Source organism: Pseudonocardia sp. (genome assembly GCF_025465255.1).
GTDB lineage: Bacteria > Actinomycetota > Actinomycetes > Mycobacteriales > Pseudonocardiaceae > Pseudonocardia.
Genome location: NZ_JAODNI010000197.1, coordinates 1 through 23,564 on the forward strand (window position 1 = coordinate 1; position 23,564 = coordinate 23,564).

Consider the following 23,564-nt stretch of genomic DNA (forward strand, 5'->3'; position numbering starts at 1 on the left):
CGGTCGACGCGGCGGACCAGGTCACCCGTCGGCTCGACGCCGCCGCCGCGGCGATGGTGGCCGGGGACGATCGGGCGGCGCGCATCGAGTTGCAGGCCGCCGAGGGCCAGCTCAGCAGGGTCAGCGCGAAGGACGGCCGTCCCGCCCTGCAGGCGCGGCACGGCGACCTCGACCAGGCGTTGCACCTGGCGGCCCGCGCGTAGGCGTCGAAACCGGCCGGTGCAGCAGAAGCGAGGGTGCCGTCGAGGTGCCGCAGCCCGGAGGCGCTGCGCGAGCCGGCGGACGTTCCTGACACTGACCGACGTCGTCGAGGGCGCGCTCGTCGATCTCGACCGGCCTCGCGTCTTCCGATCCGGCCGTATGGCGTGGGGGTACCTCGCCGTGGCAGCGGTGGCAGTCCGCCACCGACGCGCCCACCTCGACCCTGCTGCCCGGTCTCGACCCGGCGCCGGGGCTAGGGCCACCACTCCAACATCGTCGGCTAGGGGAAGACGTCCGGGGTGCAGGTGAGGTCGTAGTCGCGCTCGTCGTCGAACCACTGCGCGATCAGGACCGGACCGCCCGAGAAGCTCGGCGAGGTGCAGAGATCGCGGGCCTCCTCGGGGTGGTCGAGCCTGCCCGCGGTCGCCCAGACCGGGGTTCCGGGAAGCTGCCAGGATCCGGTGATCGAGCGCCAGCCGGCGCTGCTCGCGTAGAAGCCGTACGCGAGGTGTGCGTCGGCCAGCCCCCGGATCACGCCGTCGAGCACGGCGCGGTTGTCCAGTTGCTGTTGCTCGGTCGCGGCCGGCCAGGGTTGCGCGGGACGGGCCTCGACGTCGATCCAGACCGTCGGCGGGGAGAACCCGACGCGGGCGAGCGTGGCGAGGGCGTGCCGCGCCTGGGCGTGGCCGGCGTTCCGCAGCCGGGCGCCGGGTTCGTCCGCCGCCCAGGGACCGGTTCCGCCGTTGGCCTCCAGCTGGGTGGGGGTCGGGAACGCGGGGATGGTGTAGGCGTGCGCGGGCAGGCCGTGGGCACGCGTCCAGCCCAGCTGGTCCGCCAGGCACGGGTTGTCGGTGAACGGCAGCCCCCGGGTGAGCCCGAGGACGACGAACTGGCTGGTCTCGGGCGGCATGGGCAGGCCGACCCCGCCGGCCGAGGTCGGGCACTGCGGCCAGGAGACGTCGTGCCCGTAGAGGGGCCCGGCCGCGCGCGCGTCACCCGGGACCGTGACGGCGAGCAGCATGGTCACGGCGCAGGGTGCGGCGAGGACGAGACCGAGCCGCCGGATGCCGCGCACCGTGGCTCAGCCCCCGGTGGCCACGGGTAGGGCGGCGGGGTCGTAGCGGCAGGCGGCGTTCCAGAGCACGAACGAGTCGCTGCCGGCGTCCGCGGAGGCGGCGATCTGTTGCCGTACCTGTTCGGCGCCGTAGGTCACGCGCAGGGAGAAGGCCTGCAGCCAGGGGACGACGGTGGCGCCGCTGTCACCCAGCTTGGCGTGGAAGTCCGCCACGGAGCGCTGGGTGATGTCGTACGGCTGGGACTCGGGGGCGGCGACGCCGTACTCTCCTGCGCCCCAGTGCGACGGGTACACCATCGGGGCGATGTAGTCGGCACCCTGCGCGATCGCGGGGATGTCCTGGGCGATCTGTTCCGGACGCGATGCCGCTATCCCGAAGACGGAGGCACCCACCAACGCACCCCGGGGGCGGACGGCGGCCCGGGTGTCGTGCAGGAACGAGGCGATGCTCGCCTCCGGGGTGACCTGCAGACCGGGGAAGTGCATCGCGCTCAGGGAGCCGTCCGGGCGGCGGACGTAGTCGTAGAGGATGTCGTCGAACCCGAGCCCGGCCGCTTCGGTGGCGAGGTCGATGTTGTACCGGCGCACGTCCGGGTCCGCGAAGTTGGTGAAGGCGTAGGACCCGTACCCGCCGGCCCACGGCTGCCCCGCGGTGGTCTGGGCGACCATGTCGTGCCGCCCGGTCTGCCACGCGTGCGTGGCCAGGACGGGATCACGGAACGCGACCAGCCGGCCGACGACCCGTACGCCGAGGGCATGCAGCTCGTCGAGGGCCTGCGCGGCGTCGTAGTAACCCTTGACCGCGCCGATCTCCTGGGCCAGCGGGACCTGCGAGGCGTAGCCGATCTCGCCGCTCTCGTCCTTGATGTCGAGCTGGACGGCGTTGATCCGGCCCTCCCGCACCATCGCCAGCACCGGATCCCGCAGGGTCGGCGAGGACCAGGCCAGCGCGCTCATGTGCACCGCACGCATCGGCGCCTGCGCGACCGGTACGGGCACCGTCCTGTCCGTGGTGTTGCCGGCCCGGTCGGTCGCCACCAGGTGCACGGACGCCGGCGGCGCGGGCAGGTCGACACTGAAGGCGCCGTCGTCGTCGAGCGGGATGCTCTCGTCCTGGATCCGCAGGTCGACCGCGTCGCCGGCGTTGCCGCGCACGGTCAGGGGCCGGTCGAGCGCCTCGGCCCGCAGCGGCCCGTCCAGGGCGACCTGCGGGGGCGTGGTGTCCACGGCGAAGTCCCGGCGCGCCGTGGCGGACGGCAGCGGCCAGGCCCGGGGCACGGTCCACTCGAACCGGTGCTCCCCTTCGGCGAGGGGAGGCAGCGCCACCGACTGCCGCCCGTCGGGCTGCGCGGTGGGGTCGACCGGGGCGCCGTCGAGCTCCGCTCCCCCGGCGGCGCCGGCCGGCACCCCGGAGAGCACGAACTCGGGGGCCGTGTCGGCGGCCGCCAGTACCGCGCCGTCCTCGGGACCGGCGATCCGAGGACCCTCGGACAGCACGACCACGATCATGCCGGCCAGCAGCAGCACGACCAGCACCGTGGTCGTGGCCAGGAGCCCCGCGCCGCGTTGCCTCCGGGCCCGTGACCGCACCACCCCCTGCTGGCCCGCCTGCTCCCAGCTCACCCGCTGCTCCAACAAGGCTGCCCCCCGACTCGGTGATCGCTCTGGACACAACCATGCGCATCGCGACCCTTCGGGCCAACCGCTGTCCCCCTTCCGGTGCACATTCGATCGGCTGGTTGCCGCAGTGGTTGCGCGGCGCCATGGTCGTCGCAGAGGCGGGCAGCAGCCCGCGGGAGGGACCGGTCGGGGAGATGTGGATGTACGGGCGCGCACCGAGAACGAGCACGATGCTGGCGGTCGCGGCCCTGGCCGCGATGGCGGGTCTGGCCGGTTGTGGCTCGGCGCCGCCCGCCGCACCGGCCGCGCCGGCTCCGCCGAGTGCACAGGCGCCGCCCCCGCCCGGCGAGGTCGGGGCCGACGAGCTCGGGCACATCCCCGTGCTGATGTACCACCGGATCGTCGCCGAGGCGGTCTCGGTCTACGACCGCACGCCGGCGGACTTCCGGGCCGAGCTCGAACGGCTCGCGGCGGAGAACTACGTACCCATCACCGCGGCCGATCTCGCCGCGGGCCGGATCGACGTCCCGGCGGGCGCCCACCCCGTCGTGCTGACCTTCGACGACGGCGCCCCCAGCCAGTTCGCCCTCGGCCCCGACGGACGACCCACGCCGGACAGCGCGATCGGGATCCTGCTCGACGTCGCGGCCGCGCATCCCGGGTTCCGCCCGGTCGCGACCCTGTACGTGAATGCCGAGCCGTTCGGCGAGCCGGGCGGGACGACCACACTGCCCTGGCTGCACGCCCACGGCTTCGAGATCGGCCTCCACACCGCGAGCCACACGAATCTCTCCGCGGCGTCGGCGGAGGAGGTCCAGAGCGACATCGTCGACAACCTGACGATGATCCGGCAGGCCGTGCCCGAGGCGGCGGTGACGACGATCGCGCTGCCGTTCGGCGCCCACCCCGAGTCGGAGGAGCTCGCCCTGCACGGGGCGTCCGGCGGCACGACCTACGACCTCGCCGCGGCGATGCTCGTCGGTGCCGATCCGGCGCCCTCCCCCTACAGCACGGGGTTCGACCCGGAGAACATCCCGCGGATCCGGTCCCAGGCCGCGACCGGGGCGGACGCGCAGTACGTCTCCGCCACCTGGCTCGACCGCCTCGCGAGCGGCGAGGTCTCCCGCTACACCTCCGACGGCGACCCCGCCCACGTCTCCTTCCCCGCCCGCCGCGCCACCGCGCTCGGGACGGCGTTCGGATCGGCGGCCCAGCGCTACTGACCCGGGGCCGCCGGTTCGGGTCGATCAGGGTGCGAGCGCGTCGGAGAGCGTCTCGTAGAGCATGAAGAACCCGTCCAGGCCGGCCACCTGGATGGGCCGGGTCACGGCCCGGGCGTGATCGACAACCAGGCGCAGCGGCTCGCTGTTCTCGGACACCTTTCCGGCGGTGCGGGCCGTGTCGATCAGCGCCGAGATCCCGACCGAGTCCAGAAAGTCCACCTCGGCCAGGTCCAGCACCAGCGCCCGGTCCCGCAACCGCCGCAACGCGGACTGGAGATCGTCCCGGACGGATGCCACGACCGTGTAGTCGAGAGCACCGCGGAGGTGCACGACCACCACCTCGCCGCGGTCGCTCGTCGTCAGCGTGCACGCATCCGTGGATCCCGGTCCCTGGCGCCGTTCCTCGCTCACCGGAAGAAAACTACCGGCGCCAGCGGCGGCACGCCGCACCCGGTGGTGTCCTCACGTGACGGATCACGACCGGGGGCGGCCGGGTTTGCCGGCGGAGCCCGGGCGGGTATGCGGCCCGGTCACCGCCGCCGAGCATTGTTGGAGAGTGTGAGATGGACCACGACGAGGCCCCGTGCTCGAGGCCCTCGACGCCTATCACCGGCGCGGCCACACCCCGTTCAGCCCGCCCGGGCACAAGCAGGGCCGCGGTGCCGACCCGCGGGTCCGGGCGGTCCTGGGCGACGATGTGTTCCGGGGTGACCTGCTCGCCAACGCCGGCCTGGACGACCGGGCCAAGTCCGGCCACGTCGTCGAGAGGGCGCAGACCCTCATGGCGGACGCCGTCGGCGCCGACCACGCCTTCTTCTCCACCTGCGGCAGCTCGCTCTCGGTGAAGTCGGCGATGCTGGCCGTCGCCGGTAGGCACGGCCGCATCCTCGTCAGCCGCGACGTGCACAAGTCCGTCGTCTCCGGCCTCGTCCTCTCCGGCCTTCGACCGACGTGGGTCCACCCGCGCTACGACGCCGAGCTCCACCTCGCCCATCCCCCCGCACCCGACGACGTACGTGCCGCCCTGGACCGGGACTCCGACGTCGCCGGGGTGCTGATCACCAGCCCCACCCCGTACGGCACCTGCGCCGACATCACCGCCATCGCCGACCTCTGCCACGAGCGGGGACTGCCGCTGCTGGTCGACGAGGCGTGGGGCGCACACCTGCCGTTCCACGAGCGGCTGCCCACCTGGGCGATGGACGCCGGCGCCGACCTGTGCGTCGTCAGCATCCACAAGATGGGCGCCGGGCTGGAGCAGGGCTCGGTCTTCCATCTCCAGGGCGACCGCGTCGACCCGACCTTCCTCGCGGCCTGCGCCGACATGCTGTCCACCACCAGCCCCAACACCTTGATCTACGCGGCGATGGACGGGTGGCGCCGGCAGATGGTGCAGCACGGACACGACCTGCTGACCGGCGCCCTCGACCTCGCCGCCGACGTCCGCGAGCACATCGCGAAGATCCCCGGCCTCGATCCCCTGCACGACGCCCTCGTCGGAGCCGAGGCCTCGCACGAGCTCGACGAGCTGAAGATCCTCGTCGACGTCTCCGCGCTCGGCATCAGCGGCTACCAGGCCGCCGACTGGCTGCGGGAACACCGCGCCGTCGACGTCGGGCTCTCCGACCACCGGCGGATCGAGGCGCAGCTGACCTTCGCCGACGACGCCGGCACCGCGAACCTCCTCCTCGACGCCCTCGGCGCGATGGCCGAGGCGGCCGCGGACCTCCCGGACCCGCCCCGGGTGAACCTCCCCTCGCCGCGGGCGCTCGAGCTCGACGTGGCGATGCCGCCCCGCGTCGCCTTCTTCGCCCGCACGGAGGACGTACCGGTCGACCGGGCCGTCGGTCGCGTGTGTGCCGAGCAGGTCACGCCCTACCCGCCGGGGATCCCGGTGCTGCTTCCCGGGGAGCGGGTCAGCGAGGAGATCGCCGACTACCTCACCAGCGGCGTCCGCGCCGGCATGGTCCTGCCGGACCCCGCCGACCCCGGTCTCGGCACCCTCCGCGTCGTGGCGTGATCACCGGGCCTCCGGCGCGGACGGGACGGCACCCCCTCGGCGAGGTCCCGATCACTGCGGCCCGATGAGGAAGCTGACGCGGCCGAACGCCGGGGCGGCCCGCGGCACGGTCGCGCTGCGCAGGCGCACCTCGGTGCCCGAGACGCCGGTGCTGATCACGAGGCCCGCCGTGGCGGCCCGCATCAGCGGGATCCCGTAGCCCGGGCGGGCGGAGTCGGGACGGGGTCTCCAGCGTCCGGTGTCCGACACGGTCAGCTCGATGTGGTCGCCGTCCCGCGCACCGTGCCGGACGACGGCCTCGACCCCGATCCGGCCCGCCGGTCCTCCCCGGTACGCGTGGGTCACGCTGTTGCACACGGCCTCCCGCACCGCGAACAGCAGGTCCCGCGCCTCCGCCGCCGGCCAGCCCACGCTCCTGCTCCATTCCGTCAACGCCCGCACGACGATGTCAGGGGCATCCGGTCGGGCATCGAGCAGGAGCCGCACGAACGCTGTCACGGCCCCGGATTCCCCACGTCGCGCCGTCGAACCCCCGACCCGGGAGACCGCTCGCGGTGGTGCCGGGACATCGGCCGGCTCGTCCTGGCTCGTCGCCGGGTTCTCGTACTCGGCCTGCTGGTGCTGCTGCGGTGACCGAGGACGACCGCCGCCCGCGCGAGGCTCCGGTGGCCGGTCAGGGCATCGTCGGTTGCCCGGCGTCCCGGAGCTGCTGCCGGAGCTGGGCCAACGTCCGGGACAGCAGGCGTGAGACGTGCATCTGGGAGATCCCGAGCCGGTCGGCGATCTCGGTCTGGGTGCGGTCCTCGAAGAACCGCAGCATCAGGATCGCGCGTTCCCGCGCCGGGAGTGCTTCGACGAACGGCCGCAGGAGCTCGTGGCGCTCGACTTGCTCGAAGTCCGCGGCCAGCTCGCCGAGGGTCTCCGACAGCGCCAGACCCTCGTCTCCGTAGGGGCTGTCCAGGGGCCGGCCGTGGCGGCTCTCCCGCGCGGCCAGCGCGTCGATGATCTCGTTCTTGCCGACGCCGAGTTCCGCGGCGAGCTCGCTCGGCTTCGGGGCGCGGCCGAGGCGGTGCGACAGCGGCTCGGTGCAACGGTCGATCCTGACCGCGAGCTCCTTGAGCGACCGAGGCACCCGTGTCGACCAGGTGCGGTCGCGGAAGTGGCGGCGGATTTCCCCGGTCACCGTCGGGATGAGGTAGCCGAGGAACGCCCCGGGCCCGCGGGCTGGGTCGTACCGGTCGAGGGCGTTGATCAGTCCGATCGTGCCGACCTGTTCGAGGTCCTCGACGATCCCCCCTCGGCTGTAGCGGCGAGCGAGGTTGCGCACCACCGGGAGGAACGCGACGACGAGCTCGTCGCGCAACGGCCCGCGGTCCGGGTGGTGGTCGGGCAGGGCGGCGTACCGGTCGAGCAGCGGAAGGAACTCCGCGTACTCCTGCCGATCCCCCGACGGCGGCGGGTCCTGCCCGGGAGCGAGGACCGTGGTCGGGCGGTCGCTCCCGGCAGGACGGAGCGAGAGGTCGGCGCCGGTCACCACGCCGTCTATCCGCTCCCCGGTGCCGGCAAACACCCGTACCCCACGGCGGGGACCGAACCACACCATTGTGGAACACCCGATCGCGCCGGGACGAATGTGAGGTGGTGGCCGGGCTGACACGGCCACCACCCCTCCCGAGCGGCGGCCCCTCAGGGCGTGAGGACCACCTTCTCGCAGTCCTCCTCCTTGTTCTTGAAGATGTCGTAGCCACGCGGTGCTTCGTCCAAGGGCAGCCGGTGGGTGGTGATCCGTGTCGGGTCGAGCTCGCCGAGCTCGATCCGCCGCAGCAGCGGCGTCATGTACCGCTGCACGTGACACCGGCCCGTCCGCAGGGTCAGCGACCGGTCGACACGGCCCGTTGCAGGCGGGAGGGACTGCACCAAGCGCGGAAAGTACCGCCCGAACGCCGTTCCACACTTGTGCCGGCGAGGCGACTCGGTCCGGCCCGGGGGACGCCCGCGCAGCGCGGCACCGCGGTTGCGGGACAAGGGCATGCCACCTCGCTACTGTTCGAGTAGCGGCGCGAGCACGAATCCGGCGCCGTTGATCTCGCCCTATGGAGAAGGAACGCACATGGCACAGGGAACCGTGAAGTGGTTCAACGGCGAGAAGGGCTTCGGCTTCATCGCCCAGGACGGCGGTGGGCCGGACGTCTTCGTCCACTACTCCCAGATCGAGGCGAGCGGGTTCCGCAGCCTCGACGAGGGTCAGCGGGTCGAGTTCGACGTCGGCCAGGGCCAGAAGGGGCCGCAGGCGGAGCACGTTCGCGTCATCTGAGCACGCGGCGCTCCCGCGCCCGGCCCACGGGCTCCGGGCGCGGGCTCGTCGCCGCGTACGTTCTTCCGAACCGCGGTGGCCGCGGCGGCGGGCTGCCCGGCGGCTGAACGGGTAGACCACCGAGATGACCCGATCGAGTGGTGTCGTCCGCGGCCGCGGACATGGCTGACGGCAGTGTCCCGGCCGGACGCCGTGACCATCGACGGATGACCGCACCCGGCCCGCCGGCCTGCAGGTGTGACCCGGGCCGGACGGGAACAAGCAGCGCGGCTCCACAGTTGTACGGGACAGGTCGTTCGGTTTTCAGTGTTCGTGTACTGCACGCTCGCGGGAACAAGCGGTGGAAGCGGACACGACGTCACGAGGACGTCGTGTCCGCCCTACCGGGGTCGGCCGGGCCCGCACAGTGCGGAGGCCCAGCACCTGCGAGGAGCAGAGACATGGCACAGGGAACTGTGAAGTGGTTCAACGGCGAGAAGGGCTTCGGCTTCATCGCCCAGGACGGCGGCGGCACCGACGTCTTCGTTCACTACTCCGAGATCGACGGCAGCGGCTTCCGCAGCCTCGACGAGGGTCAGCGCGTGGAGTTCGAGATCGGCCAGGGCCAGAAGGGCCCCCAGGCCCAGGGCGTCCGCGTCATCTGATCCGAACTCTTCACCAGCACGTCAGGAGCCCGCTTCCCGTCAGGGAGGCGGGCTCCCGCCGTATCCGGGGTCGGATGCCACGACCCCCGCGGGAGGCGACGCCCGGCGGGTGCGCTCGTGCACGACGATCGCCGCGACGGCGAACATCGCCATGGCGACCGGGCCCGGGCAGGACGTGGGTCGGGGCGAACGCGACACCTGGGCCTCCTCGTGCTCACGGGTTCACGCTGTCGAGGACCGCGCGCATCAGGACGTCCTGGTTGTAGGAGCGGGTGGTTTTCGCCGTGATCACGACCCCGAGACCCCGGCCGGGGTGGAGACGCATGACGTTGCGGAACCCGCCACCGGTCCCCCGATGCTCGACGAACGCGGGCTCGACGAACGCGGGCTCGACGAGGCGGCTGCGGAGCCTGACCCTGGTGGCCAGTGCCGGTCTCGGCCGCCAGGTCGACCCGCTGCTCGCGCTCGACACGGTCCCGGGACTCGGCGAACTCGCGATCCTGCTCAGCCGGACACCCGGTGGAGCCCTCGCGCGCACCGTCCTGTCCGTGGGAATGTTGTTCGCGAGGCCCTGGCGGGCACCCGGCGACTTCGTCGCCGAGCAGCACGCCCTCGCCCGCCGGCCGGGGCAGCTCGAGAACTCCACAACCATGGCCCGAGCGCTGTTCGACGCCACGGGACAGCGCGAGGTCATGCTCGACCGCCTCGCCGCCGTGACGGTTCCGACTCTGGTCATCTGGGGCGATCGCGACTACGTCCTGCCCGCCAGCCAGGCGGGCGCCGCGGCCGACCGTCTGCCCGACGCCCGGGTGAGCGTGTTTCCTGACTGCGGGCATCTCCCCCACGTGGAACACCCCGACCGGTTCAGCACGGAGCTCGCCGGATGGCTCGCGGAGCAGCGAGCCGTCCACCGACAGCCGACCGGCCCGAACCCTCCGCCTACCGAAGAAGGCAGCGATGCCGACAGACGAACCGCCCGCCACACCTGACCCGCACAAGACCGCCCGCACCTACGGGCCCGAGGCGAACCGGTACGACCGCCGCACCACCGCCTACCAACGATGGCGCGACGCGGTCGTCGCGAAGCTGGACGTCGGAACCGGTGACACCGTCCTCGACGTAGGCTGTGGCACCGGACTGTGCATGAGCGCGCTCCACGACAAGGTCGGCCCCAGCGGCACGATCGTCGGGATCGACGCGTCCGACGAGATGCTCGGGCTCGCCCGCGAACGTGCCACCAACAACGACTGGCACAACGTCCGGCTCCTCTCCGCTTCCGAACCCGCGGCGCTGCAGGACGTCCGGGCCGACGGAGCCCTGTTCTGCGCGGTGCACGACGTCCTCCAGTCCCCGGCCGTCCTGACCCAGGTCCTCGAGCACCTACGGCCCGGCGCACCCGTCGCGGCAGCCGGGGGCAAACGACCGCCGATCTGGGCGTGGGGTCTGCGGGGCTGGATCCGGAGCCTGCACAGCCCCTACATCGACGACTTCACCGGCTTCGACCGGCCCTGGCGGCTGCTCGCCGCGCACGTCCCCGACCTGAACGTGCGCGAGCTCGCCTTCGGCACCGGATATCTGGCGACCGGGCACACCCCTGCGCCGACACCCTGACGAGAGGACACATCCGTGACGGTCACCATCACCGAGCGTCGAGTGGGGTGACGATCCGGTGTTCGCGGCGGTCGTGGTGGCGATGAGCCGTAGTTCGACCGTCTCGCGCGCCGTCGCCGGAGCGAGCCGGCCGTCGGGTGCAGCGCGCTCATGGCGGGGGACGGTGCCTGCGAGCATCGGGACGCCGGCTGCGGAGAGCCGATGGGCGACCAGGTCCGCCACCGAGATCAGCGGTATGCGGTACCTCCGGGCGACCTCGGCGAGTTGCGGCCCGCGGGCCATCGACCCGTCCGCGGCGAGGATCTCGAAGATGACCCCGGCGGGGCGAGACCGGCCGGCCGGGCGAGATCCACCGCGGCCTCGGTGTGCCCGTGGCGTTCCAACGGGCCGTTCCCGCCGCGTTCCGCCAACGGCCCGCGGTCCGCGCCCCGGGCGAACGCGAACGCGGGTGAGCGGCGGCCTCGAACCGGCCCGTCCGGGTCCGCGGGCCGCAATACTGGTTGCGGCGGTCTCCGCGCAGCGCCGTGCCCGGGGCTCGCCGCTCGACCGTCCTCCGACAACGGAGCTCACCGCCCGCCGCGGCGGGTGTGTCGACGGGTTCCGCTCCGCGAAAGGCGTGACCGATGAAGATCGTCGTGATCGGTGGTGGCGCGGCCGGGCTGACCGCGGCCATGCTGCTCGCCCGCGAGGGACACGATCTGGTTGTCCTCGAGCGTGACCGGCTGGCGTCGGCGCCGGGCGTCGAGGAGGCGGCGGCCGCGGCCTTCCGGGGGAACGCTCCCCAGCTCGTCCAGCCGCACGTCGTGCTCGCGCTGTGCCGGGAACTGCTGCGGAGTCGGCTCCCCGACGTCTACGCCGGCCTGCTCGACGCGGGCGTCGTCGAAGCCGATCTCGCCAGCCAGATGGCCCCGACCCTCGCCGACCGCGCGGAACGGCCCGGCGACGCCCGGCTGTCACTGCTGATGACCCGGCGCTCGACCGTGGACTGGGTGCTCGGCCTGCGCGCCGCGGCCGAACCCGGCGTCACGGTGCGCGACGGGGTCCGCGTCGTCGGCCTGCTCACCGAGCCGGGCGCCCCGCCCCACGTCACCGGCGTCCACACCGACGGCGGCGCGATCACCGCCGACGTGGTGGTCGACGCGGGCGGGCGGCGCTCGCCGCTCGACCGGTGGCTCGACGACGCCGGCGCCCGCCGGACCGCCGGCGAGTTCGCCGAGTGCGGCGTCTCCTATTTCAGCAGGCATTACCGCCTCCGGGACGGCGCCGGCCTCCCCGGCCCGAAGACGACCCGGGTCGTCGCAGCGCTCGACGAGTTCGCCGCCGGGGTCTGGGGCGCGGACCACGACACGATGCTGCTCGCGATCTGCCCGCTTGCGGCCGACCACCGGTTCCGTCCGGCACGGCGCCCCGAAGTCTTCACCGCGGTACTGCGGACCGTGCCGTTCCTCGCCGCGTGGTTGGAGGTCCTCGAGCCGATCAGCGACGTCTTCCCGATGGCCGGGCTGCACAACACGCTGCGCCGCCTGGTCGTCGACGGGCAGCCGGTCGTCACCGGTCTGCACGCCGTCGGCGACACGGTGTGCACCACCAACCCCACTCTCGGGCGCGGCCTGAGCCTCGCCGTGCAGGGGGCCCTCGACCTGGCCGACGTCCTCGCCGTGCACCCCGACGACCCGCCCGCCCAGGCCGAGGCGATGGACCTGGCCGTCACCGACCACGTCGCGCCGTTCTATACCGACCAGGCCGGCATCGACGCCGCCCGCCTCGCCGCCCTGCGGCACACGGTCCTCGGCGGACCGCCACCGGCGGCGCCGGACCCCGGCGGGGACCGGGTCACCTACGCCCAGCTGCGCGCCGCGGCTCCGCACGACCCCCTCGCGTTCCGCGCGTTCTGGACGATCATGGGCATGCTGCGGCCGCCGGAGGCGGTCTACCGCGACCCGACACTCGTCGCCCGCGTCCGCGACGTCCTCGCCACCCACGGGGCGCAACCGGTCCGCCAGCCCAGCCGGGGCGAGCTGCTCGCCGCGCTCGGCGCATAGGGGTCTGTCCTGCTCAGCGCACCGCGAACCACACCAGGCACGCCGCCCCGGCGGCGATGCAGTAGATCCCGAAGGGCCTCAGCGACCGGTCCTCGAGGTACCGGGTCAGGAACCGCACCGACAGGTAGGCCCCGACGCCGGACAGCAGGCTGCCGACCAGGATCTGCGGCCGGATCCCGTCCCCCAGCGGACCGGCCAGGTCACCCAGCTTCAGCACCCCCGCCGCGAGGATCACCGGCGTGGCCAGCAGGAACGAGAACCGGGCCGAGTCCGTCCGGGACAGCCCCTGCCCGAGCCCGGCGACCATCGCGCTGCCCGAACGGCTGATCCCCGGCAGCAGCGCCGCGATCTGCGCGGCCCCGATCAGCACGGCCCGGCCGACCGGGAGCCGGGAGAGCCTGCGGTCGACGGCCACCCCGGCCTCGGGACCGCCGGCGGCCGCGGGTAGCGCCACCGTCGGGGAGTCCGAGGCGGGGACGGCGGCTGCGAGCGCGGCCTCGCGGGTGTCCCCGCGCGAGCGCATCCGTTCCCCCACCAGCAGCAGGATCCCGTTCAGCACCAGGAACACCGCGGTCGGCACGGGCTTGCTGAACACCGTGCGGAACAGGTGTTCCAGCAGCAGCCCGGCCACCCCGACCGGGATCGTCGCCAGCACCAGCAGCCAGCCCAGACGCTGGTCCGGGGTCCGTACCTCGCGGCGGGCGATGCTGGTCACCAGCCCCCGCACGATCCGGACCCAGTCCCGGCGGAAGTAGATCAACAGCGCGACCGCGGTGGCGACGTGCAGGCCGACGACGAACGCCAGGTACGGCGACTCCGGCGAGCTGACGTCCAGGTCCTGTGCCCAGCTGCCGCCGACCACCGCAGGCAGCAGGATGCTGTGTCCCAGGCTGGAGACCGGGAAGAGCTCCGCCACCCCCTGCAGCGCACCGACGACGATCGCCTCGGCCCAGCTCAGCCCGCTCACGGCAGATTCCTCACAGACGTATTCGGCATGCCCGTTCAACCGTTCCGCGGCGGCGAAACGTATCACCGTGAACCGGACGATGGCCAAGTTTTGGCCCGGCTCTTACCTTCGGCTGCAGGCCCGGTCCGGGCCGGCCGGTCACTCGAAGCCGTGGACGTGCTGCTCCGGGCCTTCGCCGACGATCCCGTGCAGGACGAGGACGGTCATCGCCACGACGGCGAGGACGGTCAGCAGCGCGGCGAGCGCGAGCAGCAGCCTCCTGCGCCGGCTGATCCCGCCCCGGTCCCCGCGTCCCGCGAGGGCGGCGAGGTCGTCGATCAGCTGCCGGCAGGCGAGCGCGACCACCAGGCCCCACCCGGTGCGGACGTCCGGTGCGGGCAGGTCGGCGGTGAGCGCGTCGAGCTCATGGCGGTACCGGGCGGCGTAGACCTCGGCGAGGCGGGTCTCCGTCTCCTCCATGGTCAGCCGGCCCTCGCCCGCCGCCTCGTGCAGGGCGGTGCTCGTCCGCTCGCGTTCCGCGTCGGAGCAGCGCAGCGAGTCCGCCGGCTGCACGACGGTCTCGTCGGCGCGACGCTGCACGGGCGTCTCCTGGTGGGATGCGGTCATCGGGTTCGTCCTGTCCTGAACGGGCGGTCATGCGCGGAGCTGAGCAGGGGCGGCCCCGCCTCGGGGATCCCGGCGACGCGGCGGTCGACGTCACCGGGGAGCCAGGTTAGGAACCCGCGCGCTTCGATTCGGCCAGACGACGGTGAGCGGACGGCAAAAGGGCCTGTGGAAGTCCTGTGCGACGGGCACGTCCTGCGTCTGGGTAACCTCGGCGCGATCTGATCCGATCTTCTGCCGCGGTCGCGTCACGACGTGTCTGGTGCCGGGGATCCCCGGCGCGACGATCGTCGACTGCCGCACACACCGGAGGTCGTCTTGGGCGGATCGACCGTCGTGGTCGGCTGGCAGCTCGCGGTCGCCCTCGTCGCGCTGGTCGCCCTGACCGTGGTCACGGCGGTGCTGGGCCGGCTGGGCACGGCGTCGGCGTCCGTGGTCGCGGCACTGCGGGCCGTGGCCCAGCTCGCCGCCGTCTCGGCGGTCATCCTCGCGGTGGTCCGCTCCTGGTGGGCGACCGTGCTGTTCGTCCTGGTCATGTTCGCGGTGGCCACCTGGACGTCGGCGAGGCGGATGACCCGCGACCGCTGCGGCTTCCACGCCGGGGCGGCCATCCTCGCCGGCGTCGCGCCCGTGCTGGCCGTCGTCCTCGGCTCCGGCGCCGTACCGCTGACCGGCATCGCGGTCGTCCCGATCGGCGGGATCGTCATCGGCGGCGCGATGACGGCCACCTCGGTCGCCGGCCGCCGTGCCCTCGACCAGCTCAGCGCTCGCCGCGGCGAGTACGAGGCCGCGCTCTCGCTCGGGTTCATGGACCGCGACGCCGCGTTGATCGTCGTCCGTCCCTCCGCGCACGACGCCCTGGTGCCCGCGCTGGACCAGACCCGCACCGTCGGACTCGTCACCCTTCCCGGGGCGTTCGTGGGCGTCCTGCTCGGCAGCGGCGACCCCGTCCGCGCCGGGGCCGCGCAGGTCCTGGTCCTCGTCGGGCTGCTCGCCGCCGAGACCGTCGCCGTCCTGGTGACCGTCGAGCTCGTGGCCCGCGGCGTGATCAGGCGGACCGCCGAGCAGCACACCTGACCTCGCGCCGACGGCGCCTCCCCGTACCCTCGCCGCCATGACGCGGCTGCTCCTGGTGGAGGACGACGAGACGATCGGCCAGGCGCTGCGCAGCAGCCTCACCGCTCACGGACACGGCGTGGCCTGGGAGACGACCGGGCGCGGGGCGCTGCGCGCGGCGGCCGGCGATCCGCTCGATCTCGTCCTGCTCGACCTCGGGTTGCCCGATCTCGACGGCGTCGCGGTCTGCCGCGAGCTGCGGGTCGCGCAGCCGGACGCCGTGGTCGTCATCCTCACCGCCCGGGACGAGGAGATGGACGTGATCATCGGCCTCGAGGCCGGCGCGGACGACTACCTGACCAAGCCCGTCCGGCTCGCCGAGCTGCACGCGCGCATCCGGGCCCACCTCCGCCGCGTCGAGTCCGTGACCCGGGCCGAGATCAACGACCCGCTGAAGCTGGGCGACCTGGTGCTGGACCCGTCCAGCAGAAGGGTCACCCTCGCCGGGAGCGACCTGCCGCTGCGCGCCAAGGAGTACGAGCTCCTCGCCCGGCTCGCCGCCGAACCGGGCGTCGCGATCAGCCGCGAGACCCTGATGTCCGACGTGTGGGACGAGCACTGGTTCGGCTCCACGAAGACCCTCGACGTCCACGTCGCCGCGCTGCGCCGTCGGCTGGCGGAGGCCGAGGACGACACCACGGTCCCCGTCATCGTCACCCTCCGGGGCCACGGCTACCGGCTCGACGTCCCCCCGGCCTGACGCCTCCGCAACGTTCTGCCGACGTCTGACGCGCGGCCCGAGCGCGAACCTGCAGTAGCGAAGCCGTCGTCGGCCGCCCGCCCGCCCGGTGCATCCTCCGACTCGCTCCGCCGATCCCGCACGTCCGGGGGAAGGCGCTGCTGTCCCCTGTCAGCCGGCGGCGATGCCTCCGTTAACCGTCTGTTTGCCTTGCGGCCACTAGCTTCCGGGTGTATCACAAACCTCCCCTGCTCCCCCGGGAACCAACCACCACACACGGTCTCGGCCGTCCGAGCTGACAGCTCCCTGTTCGAGCGGCCCGTCCGCAGAAGGACGGGCACGAACGGATCCGCCCTGCTCGGTGGGACGCGCCGACCAGCATGGATCGGAGTCCTCCCCGTGGATTCGACAGTGCCGTCCCGCTCCTCCGACCGGTCCCGACGCCCGGTGGTCGTTCCGTCCGGGCCCGCCGCGGCCGTACCGGAGGTTCCACCGATCGAGCCGGGCCCGCTCCTCCTGCCGGATCTGCTGCTCAGACTCGACGAGGTGCTCGAACACCTGGGAACCTGCCTGCGATCCGGGGACGAGCTGGACGCGTTCCTGCTGTCCGCGGCAGCCGTCCAGATCGTGGAGGACGTCCTCCAGCGGGATCCGCTCTCCTTGCGGCGGGCTGCGAAGTTCCTCGGCGGACCGGTTGCGACAGCACTGGGCGGAGCCGCCCGGGCCGTCGAGCTCGGACAGGGCTGGAGCGCCTCCCGGCGCCGGTCGACAGCGTGGTGTGCGCACGCCCGTGCACTGCGCGACGTGTGCGCCGACGCCGTCGTTGCGGACGGGGGCGGTTTCCGGGACCCAGCCGGTCTGCTCCGCGTCGTCGCCGACCTGGCCTCCCGCCAGGGCGAACTCGATCGCGTCACTCCGACCGCCCTGATGCGGCTACCGGCCTGCTTCCGCGGACACGACCTCCTCCCGGAGGACGCGGTGACACTCGCCCACCGCCATGCGCGCACGCTCGACGAGGGCGCGGAGGTCCTCGTCGTCGGCCTCCGCACCTCGGGCAGTTACCTCGCCCCCCTCGTGGCCGCCGCGCTGCGGGCGCGCGGGATGCGGGCGCCGGCCCTGTCGTCGCGCCCGGGACATCCGCTCTTCCCGGCCGATGCCGACGCGCTGCGCGCAGCGGTGTCCCGGGGCGCGCGGGTGGCGATCGTCGACGACGCACCGCGGAGCGGGGCGTCGCTCCGCCGGACCGTCGACCTCGTGCGGGCCCTCGGGGTACCGGTCGACGCCGTCACACTGCTGGTACCGCTGTTCGGGGACCGATCGCCCGCGGGCCTGGCCGACCTGCACAGGGTCGAGCTGCCGTACTCCGAGTGGAGCGTCCACCGGTTGCTCGAGCCGGCTGCGGTCGGCCGGGCGCTGGCCGCGATCTGGGGCGTGCCCGTGGTCGCGGCCGAGCAGGCCGGAACACCGAGGTCGGCGCCCGCGCACCGGCACCACGTCGAGACGGCCGTGCTGGTACGGACGGCCGACGGCCGGGAACACCAGGTCGTCGCGGCGGGAGCGGGGGCCGGATTCCTCGGGCGGCACGCGCTCGCCGTCGCCGAGGCCCTGCCGCGGCACGTGGTGGCGGCCCACGGGTTCCAGGACGGGCTGGTGTTCCGGCCTCGGATGTCCTCTCCGGTGGACGGTGCCGAGATCACTCCGGCCGACGTCGCCGCGATGGCCCGCTACGTCCGCGAGCGGGCCGCGGCGTTGCCCGTCGACGTCGACCGCGCCGTGGGGCTCGCGGGTCGGGAACCGGTCTGGGAGCTGGCGGCGCGGCTCCTGTCGGCGGCCTACGGCCGGATCGGCGTGCTCCTCCGGCTGCCGTTCCTGGACCAGCTGATCCGGGACCTGTGCGCCGTCCGGCACCCGTCGGTCGTGGACGGCTCCACCGGCCTCGGCCACTGGTTCCGCGACGGCGGCACGCTGCGGAAGGACCGGGCGGACGACCTCGCCTTCGGCAACTGGGACCGGGCCTGTTACGACCGGATCTACGACCTCGCCGGTATCGCCCCCGGTGCGGCGGACGGCGACCTGGTCCGCGGGCTGCGGGCCGCCTGCCCCTCCGACCCGGAGCGGTATCTGCTCTACGAGCTCGTCCACCTGCAGGAACCGGCGACCGGTCGTCCCAGCGACGAGCACGCCTGCTCACGAGCGGTGCTCCGGTACCTCGCCGAGCGGCAACCGCCGCCGCCGCCGGCCGGCGGGCCGCTCTGCGCGCTGGACCTCGACGGCGTGCTCGAGACCCAGGTGCTCGGCTTCAGCGCCCCGACCCCGACCGGGTGGCAGGCGGTACGCGCGCTCGGTGCGCACGGCTACCGGGCCGTGCCCGTCACGGGCCGGTCGTTGGCCGAGGTCCGCGACCGCTGCACGATCCTCGGGCTCGCCGGCGGGGTGGCCGAGTACGGCTCCGTCGTCTACGACCACCGAGCCGGGCGGATCCTGCCCCAGGTGGATCCGTCCGACCTCGCGCTGCTCGATCAGCTCCGCTCGGCGCTCGCCGCCGCACCGCACGTCGAGATCGACGACGGCTACCGGTTCGGCATCCGCGCCCGGTACGTCCGCGACGAGGGCCGGGGCCGGCGCCTTCCCCCGGCCGTGCTGGACCCGGCACTCGACCGCCTCGGAGCGGGCCGTACCCGGCTGCGGGTGATCACCGGCCGGTACCAGACCGACATCGTCGCCGCGGCGGTCACCAAGGGGACCGGCCTGCGCGCGCTCGCCACCGTCCTCGGCGACGACGGGTCTCCGGCCCCGGTGGCGATGGCGATCGGGGACACCGACGAGGACCTGCCCATGCTCAGGATCGCCGACGCCGGGTTCGCGCCCGCCAACGCCACCTCCGGCGTGCGGGACGCCGGCGTCGTGGTCCTGGGCGCTCCCCACGCCGCGGGAGTGGAGAAGGCGGTGGACCGCGTTCTCGGCCACCGCCCGGGGCGCTGTGCCGTCTGTCGCCCGACGCCCGGCGCCGATGCCGGAGCGCGAGCGTTGTCGACGGTGCTGGACGCCCCCCGGTCGGGGCGACGCGGCCTGCTCCTGGCGGCCGTGCGGCTCGGCATCGCGGCGCGAGCCCTCCGGTGACGCGTGCGGGATCGGACGCCCTCGCGTGGCTGCAGGCCTGGCGGGAGCCGGTTCACCGGGACGGTCTGGCCCTCGTGGCCAGCACCGCGGCCACCGGCGTGCTCGGCCTGGTGTTCTGGGTCGTCGCCGCGCGCCTGTATCCGCCGGCCGTCGTGGGCCTGAACTCCGTCGCGATCTCGACGATGACGCTGCTCAGCGGGCTCGCGCAGCTCAACCTCTCCTACCTCCTCCTGCGGTTCCTGCCGGTCGCCGGCACGCGGACCCGCAGGCTCGTCCTGGCGTCGTACGGGGTGAGCGGCATCGCATCGCTCCTGGTGGCGGGGCTGTTCGTCCTCGGTGCACGGATCTGGGCACCGGATCTCCTCGACCACGTGGGCGGCACGGGCCTGCTGGCCTTCCTCCTGCCCGGCGTGGCCGTGTGGACCGTGTTCGCGTTGCAGGACTTCGTCCTCACCGCGCTGGGCCGCGCGGTCGTCGTACCGCTGGAGAACGTCGCCTTCTCGATCCTCAAGATGGTGCTGCTGATGGCGATCGGCGGTGTCGCGGCCCTCGGCATCGCCTGGGCCTGGCTGGTCGCCACGGGCGTCACCGTCGTCGTGATGAGCGGCTATCTCCTCCTCCGGGTCCTCCCCCGGGTCACCACGAACGCCGAGGCCGACGGACCCTCCGCGTCCACCGCCGCGGTCGCGCGGGGAACCGGCCTCGGCCGCTACGCCGCTGCCGAGTACGCCGGATCGGTCGCCTGGGGCGCGGCGGTGTTCGGGCTCCCGATCGCCGTTCTGCACGTGACCGGACCGGACGGCGCGGCCGTGTACGGCGTGGCCTGGACCATCGCGTTCGCCCTGTACATGGCCGCGTCCGGCACCGGCCAGTCCTTCGTCGCCCACGCCGCCCGCACCCCGGACGACGTGGACGCCGCACTCCGTGCGGTCGTCCGGCGGGCGCTGGTGATCGTCGGGGTACCGGTGGTGGTCGTCGTGGCGGGCTCGTCCCTGCTGCTCCGGCAGTTCGGCACCCTCTACGAGCAGGCGGGCGGCAGCGTCCTGGTCGTCGCGGCCCTCTCGGCACTTCCCAACGTGTTCACCAACGCCGCGGTCAACCTGGCCCGGGCCCGGCGACGGTGGGGCCCGCTCGTCGCGATACCGGGCTCGATCTCGGTGATCACGATCGCGCTCGGCCTGTTCCTGATGCCGGTGCTGGGTGTCGTCGGCGCCGCCATCGGATGGCTGGTGGCGCAGACGGTCGTCGCCGCCGTCGCGACGCCGTGGAAGGTCCTGCGCGCGTGAAGCGGTCACACCGCGGGCCGCGGCACCGCCTCAGAAGCACGCCCCTGGTGAGGCTGCCGCCGCCGGGAGCCAGGGTGGCCGGGGCGGCGCAGATGCCGGGCGACATACGTCGGGTAGGCCATCTGGCTGAGCATGAGCAACCGCTCGACGGCGCCCAGGAACGCGCCGTCGTCGATCAGCTGCAGGAAGAACCAGGCGAGCTGAACCAACAGCACGCCCGTGACGGCGACCCTGAACCGCGGGAGCGGCTGCGCCGCGGTGTGCAGGTTCGCGGTGAGCGGCCACACCGTCAGCGCGACCCACGCGCAGGCCGCGGCGCCCATGTGGACAGGAGAGCTCCCCTGGACCGGCTGGGGAGCGAGCGCCGCCACGACCACCCCGGTACCGGCGGCGGCGAGGACGGCCCGGGACCGGGCCGTCAGCACCCGGAGCTGCACCGCCAGACCGAGGTACGTGCCGCCGGCCAGCAGGAGCCCGGCCGCCATGATCCAGGAGTGGGTGGCCCCGCGGCCGGCCAGGACGCTGATGGTCTGGGCCGTCCTGTCGTAGGGACGGGCCTGCACCAGCGCCGCGGTCGTCCACGCGAGCGTGAGCAACAGGGGCGCACAGGCGACGACCGCGACCTGCGCGGCGGAGAGGCAGCCCGCCGTCCGTTCAGCCGGGCAGTGCCGGCAGGCGGCGTCGGGGCTGCTCGCCATCACCGGGTCCGGGGACCCTCGGGCGCAACCGGGCCGGCTACCGGACGGCGCGCCGTCGGACCGCGCCGACGATTCCGGTCGCCACGAAGAGCACGATTCCGATGATGGCCAGCCACAGCAGCGATTTCACGGTGAAGCCGATGATCGCGACGATCAGCCAGAGCACGAGCAACCCGACGATCAGTCCCATGACTGCCACCTTCCGATCGAACACCGATGCTGGTCGAGCGCAGCGTTCCCGTCAGGAGCCGTCGGTAACCATCCCTGGTGACGTCGACGGGCCCGAGTCCCGTCCGCCAGGTAAAGGATTCACCAGGTCATGACTGGTCTACCCTGTCGCGTCATGCCCTCCGACCCCGCGGTCCCGCCGTCGCGGCGAGCCTTCCTCAAGGCCGCCGGGCTGCTCCCGCTGCTCGGTGTGACCGCGTGTGCGGCCGCGCCGGGCCCCCCGGCGGCCACGCCCGCGCCGGCCACGACGAGCCCACCGGCCGCCGCACCGACGGCGGCCCCGCGTCCGGTGGGCGAGGTCCAGCACTCCGACACCGGACGCCCGCAGGTGGCGCTCACCTTCCACGGCGCGGGCGACGAAGCCCTGGCCCGTCGCGTGCTCACGACGCTGCACGACCGTGGTGCGGCCGTCACCGTGCTGGCCGTCGGGACGTGGTTGCAGCAGTACCCGGACGCCCCCCGGCTCGTCACGGACCTCGGCCACGAGATCGGCAACCACACCTGGTCGCACCCGGACCTCACCGCGCTCGACGAGGCCGGGATTCGTGCGGAGATCGAGCGGTGCCGGGACCGCATCGCCACGGCGACCGGGGGCCCCGGCGCCTTCTTCCGGCCCTCGCAGGCGCAGCACGCCACCCCCGAGGTCCGCCGCATCGCCGCGGCCGCCGGGTATCCCGCCGTGCTGTCCTACGACGTCGACTCCAAGGACTTCACCGATCCCGGCGCGAGCGCCATCCGGCGGAACGCGCGGAGCGCCGTCGCCGGTAGCGTCGTGAGTCTGCATCTCGGCCATCCCGGCACCCTCGAGGCCCTTCCCGGCCTCCTCGACGACCTGGCCACCCGCGGTCTCACGCCCGTCACCGCCAGCACGCTGTTCGGCTGAGAGGACCCGCCCGTGACGGCCCGACCCCGGCATTCCGCCGCGCTCCTGCTCGCCCTCGCCCTCCTGCTCGCCGCCGGATGCTCGACCGCCGATCCCGCGCCCGCGGTCACCGCTCCGGCCCCGCAGGCCGCGCGCCCGGTTGCAGACCCGGGACTACCCGGGATGGCGCCGGTCCTCGACCCGCACAACGTCTACGCCGGGGCCGGGGCGAACATGCTCTCCGACGTGGCCAGGACCGCGAAACCGCTGGTCTACGTACCGCACACGACGTCCCGGGACGTCTGGGTGATCGACCCCGCGACGTTCGCCGTGGTGGCGAAGTACCCCCTCGGCGCCGGCGAGCTCCAGCACGTGGTCCCGTCGTGGGACATGAAGACGCTCTACGCCAGCGACGACACCCGGGACAGGCTCACCCCCTTCGATGCGACGACGGGCAGGCCCGGCACCCCGATCCCGGTCACCGACCCCTACAACCTCTACTTCACCCCCGATGGGCACTCCGCGATCTCGGTGGCCGAGCAACGCAAGGAACTCGTCTTCTACGACCCGCACACCTGGGCCGTCCAGGACACGCTGAAGACCCCCGACTGCGCCGGCATCGACCACGCGGACTTCACCGCCGACGGCCGCACCGCCGTGTTCACCTGCGAATTCGCCGGGCGCGTCGCCGTGGTCGACGTCGCGACGCATCACCTGCTCCGCACGATCGACATGCCGCACCGCAACACCAGGATGGGCCCGCAGGACATCAAGCTCGCCCCGGACGGCTCGGTCTTCTACATCGCCGACAGCGACCAGAACGGCCTCTGGGTGCTCGACGGGGCGGCCACGAAGGTCGAGCGGACGATCCCCACCGGCCGGGGTGCCCACGGTCTCTACCTCTCCCGCGACGCCACGAAGCTCTACGTGACCAACCGGCACGAGGGCAGTGTCAGCGTCCTCGACGCCTACACCGGCGCGCCGGTCACCAAGTGGCAGATCCCGGGCGGCGGGAGCCCGGACATGGGCAACGTGACCGCGGACGGCACCCAGCTGTGGCTCTCCGGCCGCTACGACCGCGCCGTCTACGTCCTCTCGACGGCCGACGGCCACCTGATCCACAAGATCGGCGTCGGCAACGGGCCGCACGGCCTGTGCATCTGGCCCCAGCCCGGCCGCTACTCCCTCGGGCACACCGGGATCACCCGGTAGCGGCCCGGACGGCCCGCCGACCCTTTCCGCTCGACGACGGTCG

General features: G+C 73.5%; 25 protein-coding genes. 14 read left to right on the forward strand and 11 right to left on the reverse strand.

Going from position 1 to position 23,564, the window contains the following annotated elements:
* Window positions 1–203: hypothetical protein (locus JWP64_RS23490; RefSeq protein WP_297501046.1), on the forward strand; the 203-nt coding region annotated here is incomplete at its 5' end.
* Window positions 204–481: 278 nt separating this feature from the next.
* Here JWP64_RS23490 and JWP64_RS23495 read toward each other — a convergent pair.
* Window positions 482–1,276: a hypothetical protein gene (locus JWP64_RS23495; protein ID WP_297501049.1), complete on the reverse strand. Its 795-nt coding sequence runs from the start codon at window positions 1,274–1,276 to the stop codon at window positions 482–484.
* A gap of 6 nt (window positions 1,277–1,282) precedes the next feature.
* On the reverse strand, window positions 1,283–2,899 hold the full coding sequence (locus JWP64_RS23500) for a putative glycoside hydrolase (protein WP_366890469.1): 1,617 nt from the start codon (window positions 2,897–2,899) through the stop codon (window positions 1,283–1,285).
* Between the two features lie 227 nt (window positions 2,900–3,126).
* On the opposite strand from JWP64_RS23500, the gene JWP64_RS23505 reads away from it, so the two are divergent.
* A complete protein-coding gene (locus JWP64_RS23505; RefSeq protein WP_297501223.1) occupies window positions 3,127–4,119 on the forward strand; it encodes a polysaccharide deacetylase family protein in 993 nt (330 codons plus the stop codon).
* 24 nt (window positions 4,120–4,143) lie between these two features.
* On the opposite strand, the gene JWP64_RS23510 is transcribed toward JWP64_RS23505, so the two are convergent.
* On the reverse strand, window positions 4,144–4,530 hold the full coding sequence (locus JWP64_RS23510) for an STAS domain-containing protein (RefSeq protein ID WP_297501052.1): 387 nt from the start codon (window positions 4,528–4,530) through the stop codon (window positions 4,144–4,146).
* Window positions 4,531–4,702: 172 nt separating this feature from the next.
* Here JWP64_RS23510 and JWP64_RS23515 point away from each other — a divergent pair, with 172 nt between their 5' ends.
* A complete protein-coding gene (locus JWP64_RS23515; protein WP_297501055.1) occupies window positions 4,703–6,139 on the forward strand; it encodes an ornithine decarboxylase in 1,437 nt (478 codons plus the stop codon).
* Between the two features lie 51 nt (window positions 6,140–6,190).
* Here the strand turns inward: JWP64_RS23515 and JWP64_RS23520 are convergent, their stop codons facing one another.
* The 3 genes from JWP64_RS23520 to JWP64_RS23530 form a co-directional block, all read right to left on the reverse strand.
* Complete coding sequence (locus JWP64_RS23520; RefSeq protein WP_297501058.1) at window positions 6,191–6,637, reverse strand: ATP-binding protein; 447 nt, start codon at window positions 6,635–6,637, stop codon at window positions 6,191–6,193.
* A 175-nt stretch (window positions 6,638–6,812) separates the two neighbouring features.
* Window positions 6,813–7,673: a SigB/SigF/SigG family RNA polymerase sigma factor gene (locus tag JWP64_RS23525; protein ID WP_297501061.1), complete on the reverse strand. Its 861-nt coding sequence runs from the start codon at window positions 7,671–7,673 to the stop codon at window positions 6,813–6,815.
* Between the two features lie 152 nt (window positions 7,674–7,825).
* Window positions 7,826–7,975, reverse strand: coding sequence for a hypothetical protein (locus tag JWP64_RS23530; RefSeq protein ID WP_297501065.1), 150 nt, complete (start codon window positions 7,973–7,975; stop codon window positions 7,826–7,828).
* Window positions 7,976–8,249: 274 nt separating this feature from the next.
* On the opposite strand from JWP64_RS23530, the gene JWP64_RS23535 reads away from it, so the two are divergent.
* On the forward strand, window positions 8,250–8,453 hold the full coding sequence (locus tag JWP64_RS23535; RefSeq protein WP_297501068.1) for a cold-shock protein: 204 nt from the start codon (window positions 8,250–8,252) through the stop codon (window positions 8,451–8,453).
* A gap of 440 nt (window positions 8,454–8,893) precedes the next feature.
* Window positions 8,894–9,097 carry a cold-shock protein gene (locus JWP64_RS23540; RefSeq protein WP_297501071.1) on the forward strand — a complete coding sequence of 68 codons (204 nt, stop codon included), beginning with the start codon at window positions 8,894–8,896 and terminating at the stop codon, window positions 9,095–9,097.
* A 39-nt stretch (window positions 9,098–9,136) separates the two neighbouring features.
* Here the strand turns inward: JWP64_RS23540 and JWP64_RS23545 are convergent, their stop codons facing one another.
* Window positions 9,137–9,295 (reverse strand): hypothetical protein, encoded by a 159-nt coding sequence (locus JWP64_RS23545; RefSeq protein WP_297501073.1) that lies wholly within the window; start codon window positions 9,293–9,295, stop codon window positions 9,137–9,139.
* A 125-nt stretch (window positions 9,296–9,420) separates the two neighbouring features.
* On the opposite strand from JWP64_RS23545, the gene JWP64_RS23550 reads away from it, so the two are divergent.
* From JWP64_RS23550 to JWP64_RS23560, 3 genes are all read left to right on the forward strand, one after another.
* Window positions 9,421–10,086, forward strand: a complete 666-nt coding sequence (locus JWP64_RS23550; protein WP_297501076.1) for an alpha/beta fold hydrolase — start codon at window positions 9,421–9,423, stop codon at window positions 10,084–10,086.
* Window positions 10,055–10,708 (forward strand): methyltransferase domain-containing protein, encoded by a 654-nt coding sequence (locus tag JWP64_RS23555; protein WP_297501079.1) that lies wholly within the window; start codon window positions 10,055–10,057, stop codon window positions 10,706–10,708. The genes JWP64_RS23550 and JWP64_RS23555 overlap by 32 nt, the downstream gene beginning before the upstream one ends.
* Window positions 10,709–11,331: 623 nt before the next feature.
* Entirely contained in the window at window positions 11,332–12,750 is a 1,419-nt protein-coding gene (locus JWP64_RS23560; protein WP_297501081.1) for an FAD-dependent oxidoreductase, read from the forward strand.
* A 13-nt stretch (window positions 12,751–12,763) separates the two neighbouring features.
* Here JWP64_RS23560 and JWP64_RS23565 read toward each other — a convergent pair whose 3' ends face one another.
* A complete protein-coding gene (locus JWP64_RS23565) occupies window positions 12,764–13,717 on the reverse strand; it encodes an undecaprenyl-diphosphate phosphatase (protein ID WP_297501085.1) in 954 nt (317 codons plus the stop codon).
* Window positions 13,718–13,855: 138 nt separating this feature from the next.
* On the reverse strand, window positions 13,856–14,323 hold the full coding sequence (locus JWP64_RS23570; protein WP_297501088.1) for a DUF1707 domain-containing protein: 468 nt from the start codon (window positions 14,321–14,323) through the stop codon (window positions 13,856–13,858).
* Between the two features lie 315 nt (window positions 14,324–14,638).
* Here JWP64_RS23570 and JWP64_RS23575 point away from each other — a divergent pair, with 315 nt between their 5' ends.
* From JWP64_RS23575 to JWP64_RS23590, 4 genes are all read left to right on the forward strand, one after another.
* Window positions 14,639–15,397, forward strand: a complete 759-nt coding sequence (locus JWP64_RS23575; protein WP_297501091.1) for an ABC transporter permease — start codon at window positions 14,639–14,641, stop codon at window positions 15,395–15,397.
* Between the two features lie 37 nt (window positions 15,398–15,434).
* Window positions 15,435–16,136 (forward strand): response regulator transcription factor, encoded by a 702-nt coding sequence (locus JWP64_RS23580; RefSeq protein ID WP_297501094.1) that lies wholly within the window; start codon window positions 15,435–15,437, stop codon window positions 16,134–16,136.
* A gap of 426 nt (window positions 16,137–16,562) precedes the next feature.
* Entirely contained in the window at window positions 16,563–19,235 is a 2,673-nt protein-coding gene (locus JWP64_RS23585) for an HAD hydrolase family protein (RefSeq protein ID WP_297501096.1), read from the forward strand.
* Window positions 19,232–20,521 (forward strand): hypothetical protein, encoded by a 1,290-nt coding sequence (locus JWP64_RS23590; protein ID WP_297501099.1) that lies wholly within the window; start codon window positions 19,232–19,234, stop codon window positions 20,519–20,521. The genes JWP64_RS23585 and JWP64_RS23590 overlap by 4 nt, the downstream gene beginning before the upstream one ends.
* Before the next feature lie 5 nt (window positions 20,522–20,526).
* Here the strand turns inward: JWP64_RS23590 and JWP64_RS23595 are convergent, their stop codons facing one another.
* Together JWP64_RS23595 and JWP64_RS23600 are read right to left on the reverse strand one after the other, a co-directional pair.
* On the reverse strand, window positions 20,527–21,219 hold the full coding sequence (locus JWP64_RS23595) for a DUF998 domain-containing protein (protein ID WP_297501100.1): 693 nt from the start codon (window positions 21,217–21,219) through the stop codon (window positions 20,527–20,529).
* Window positions 21,220–21,256: 37 nt separating this feature from the next.
* Window positions 21,257–21,409 carry a hypothetical protein gene (locus JWP64_RS23600; protein WP_297501101.1) on the reverse strand — a complete coding sequence of 51 codons (153 nt, stop codon included), beginning with the start codon at window positions 21,407–21,409 and terminating at the stop codon, window positions 21,257–21,259.
* Between the two features lie 153 nt (window positions 21,410–21,562).
* Between JWP64_RS23600 and JWP64_RS23605 the strand changes: the two genes are divergently transcribed.
* Together JWP64_RS23605 and JWP64_RS23610 are read left to right on the forward strand one after the other, a co-directional pair.
* Window positions 21,563–22,330 (forward strand): polysaccharide deacetylase family protein, encoded by a 768-nt coding sequence (locus tag JWP64_RS23605; RefSeq protein WP_297501102.1) that lies wholly within the window; start codon window positions 21,563–21,565, stop codon window positions 22,328–22,330.
* 12 nt (window positions 22,331–22,342) lie between these two features.
* Window positions 22,343–23,521, forward strand: a complete 1,179-nt coding sequence (locus JWP64_RS23610) for a beta-propeller fold lactonase family protein (RefSeq protein WP_297501103.1) — start codon at window positions 22,343–22,345, stop codon at window positions 23,519–23,521.
* Window positions 23,522–23,564 lie beyond the last annotated feature (43 nt).

Bases quoted from the DNA above. Each gene is read 5' to 3' on its own strand.
- JWP64_RS23505 (WP_297501223.1), top strand. From the start codon at position 3,127: ATGCTGGCGGTCGCGGCCCTGGCCGCGATGGCGGGTCTGGCCGGTTGT.
- JWP64_RS23530 (WP_297501065.1), bottom strand. From the start codon at position 7,975: ATGACGCCGCTGCTGCGGCGGATCGAGCTCGGCGAGCTCGACCCGACA.
- JWP64_RS23535 (WP_297501068.1), top strand. From the start codon at position 8,250: ATGGCACAGGGAACCGTGAAGTGGTTCAACGGCGAGAAGGGCTTCGGC.
- JWP64_RS23540 (WP_297501071.1), top strand. From the start codon at position 8,894: ATGGCACAGGGAACTGTGAAGTGGTTCAACGGCGAGAAGGGCTTCGGC.
- JWP64_RS23550 (WP_297501076.1), top strand. From the start codon at position 9,421: ATGACGTTGCGGAACCCGCCACCGGTCCCCCGATGCTCGACGAACGCG.
- JWP64_RS23555 (WP_297501079.1), top strand. From the start codon at position 10,055: ATGCCGACAGACGAACCGCCCGCCACACCTGACCCGCACAAGACCGCC.
- JWP64_RS23560 (WP_297501081.1), top strand. From the start codon at position 11,332: ATGAAGATCGTCGTGATCGGTGGTGGCGCGGCCGGGCTGACCGCGGCC.
- JWP64_RS23570 (WP_297501088.1), bottom strand. From the start codon at position 14,323: ATGACCGCATCCCACCAGGAGACGCCCGTGCAGCGTCGCGCCGACGAG.
- JWP64_RS23580 (WP_297501094.1), top strand. From the start codon at position 15,435: ATGACGCGGCTGCTCCTGGTGGAGGACGACGAGACGATCGGCCAGGCG.
- JWP64_RS23595 (WP_297501100.1), bottom strand. From the start codon at position 21,219: ATGGCGAGCAGCCCCGACGCCGCCTGCCGGCACTGCCCGGCTGAACGG.
- JWP64_RS23600 (WP_297501101.1), bottom strand. From the start codon at position 21,409: ATGGGACTGATCGTCGGGTTGCTCGTGCTCTGGCTGATCGTCGCGATC.
- JWP64_RS23605 (WP_297501102.1), top strand. From the start codon at position 21,563: ATGCCCTCCGACCCCGCGGTCCCGCCGTCGCGGCGAGCCTTCCTCAAG.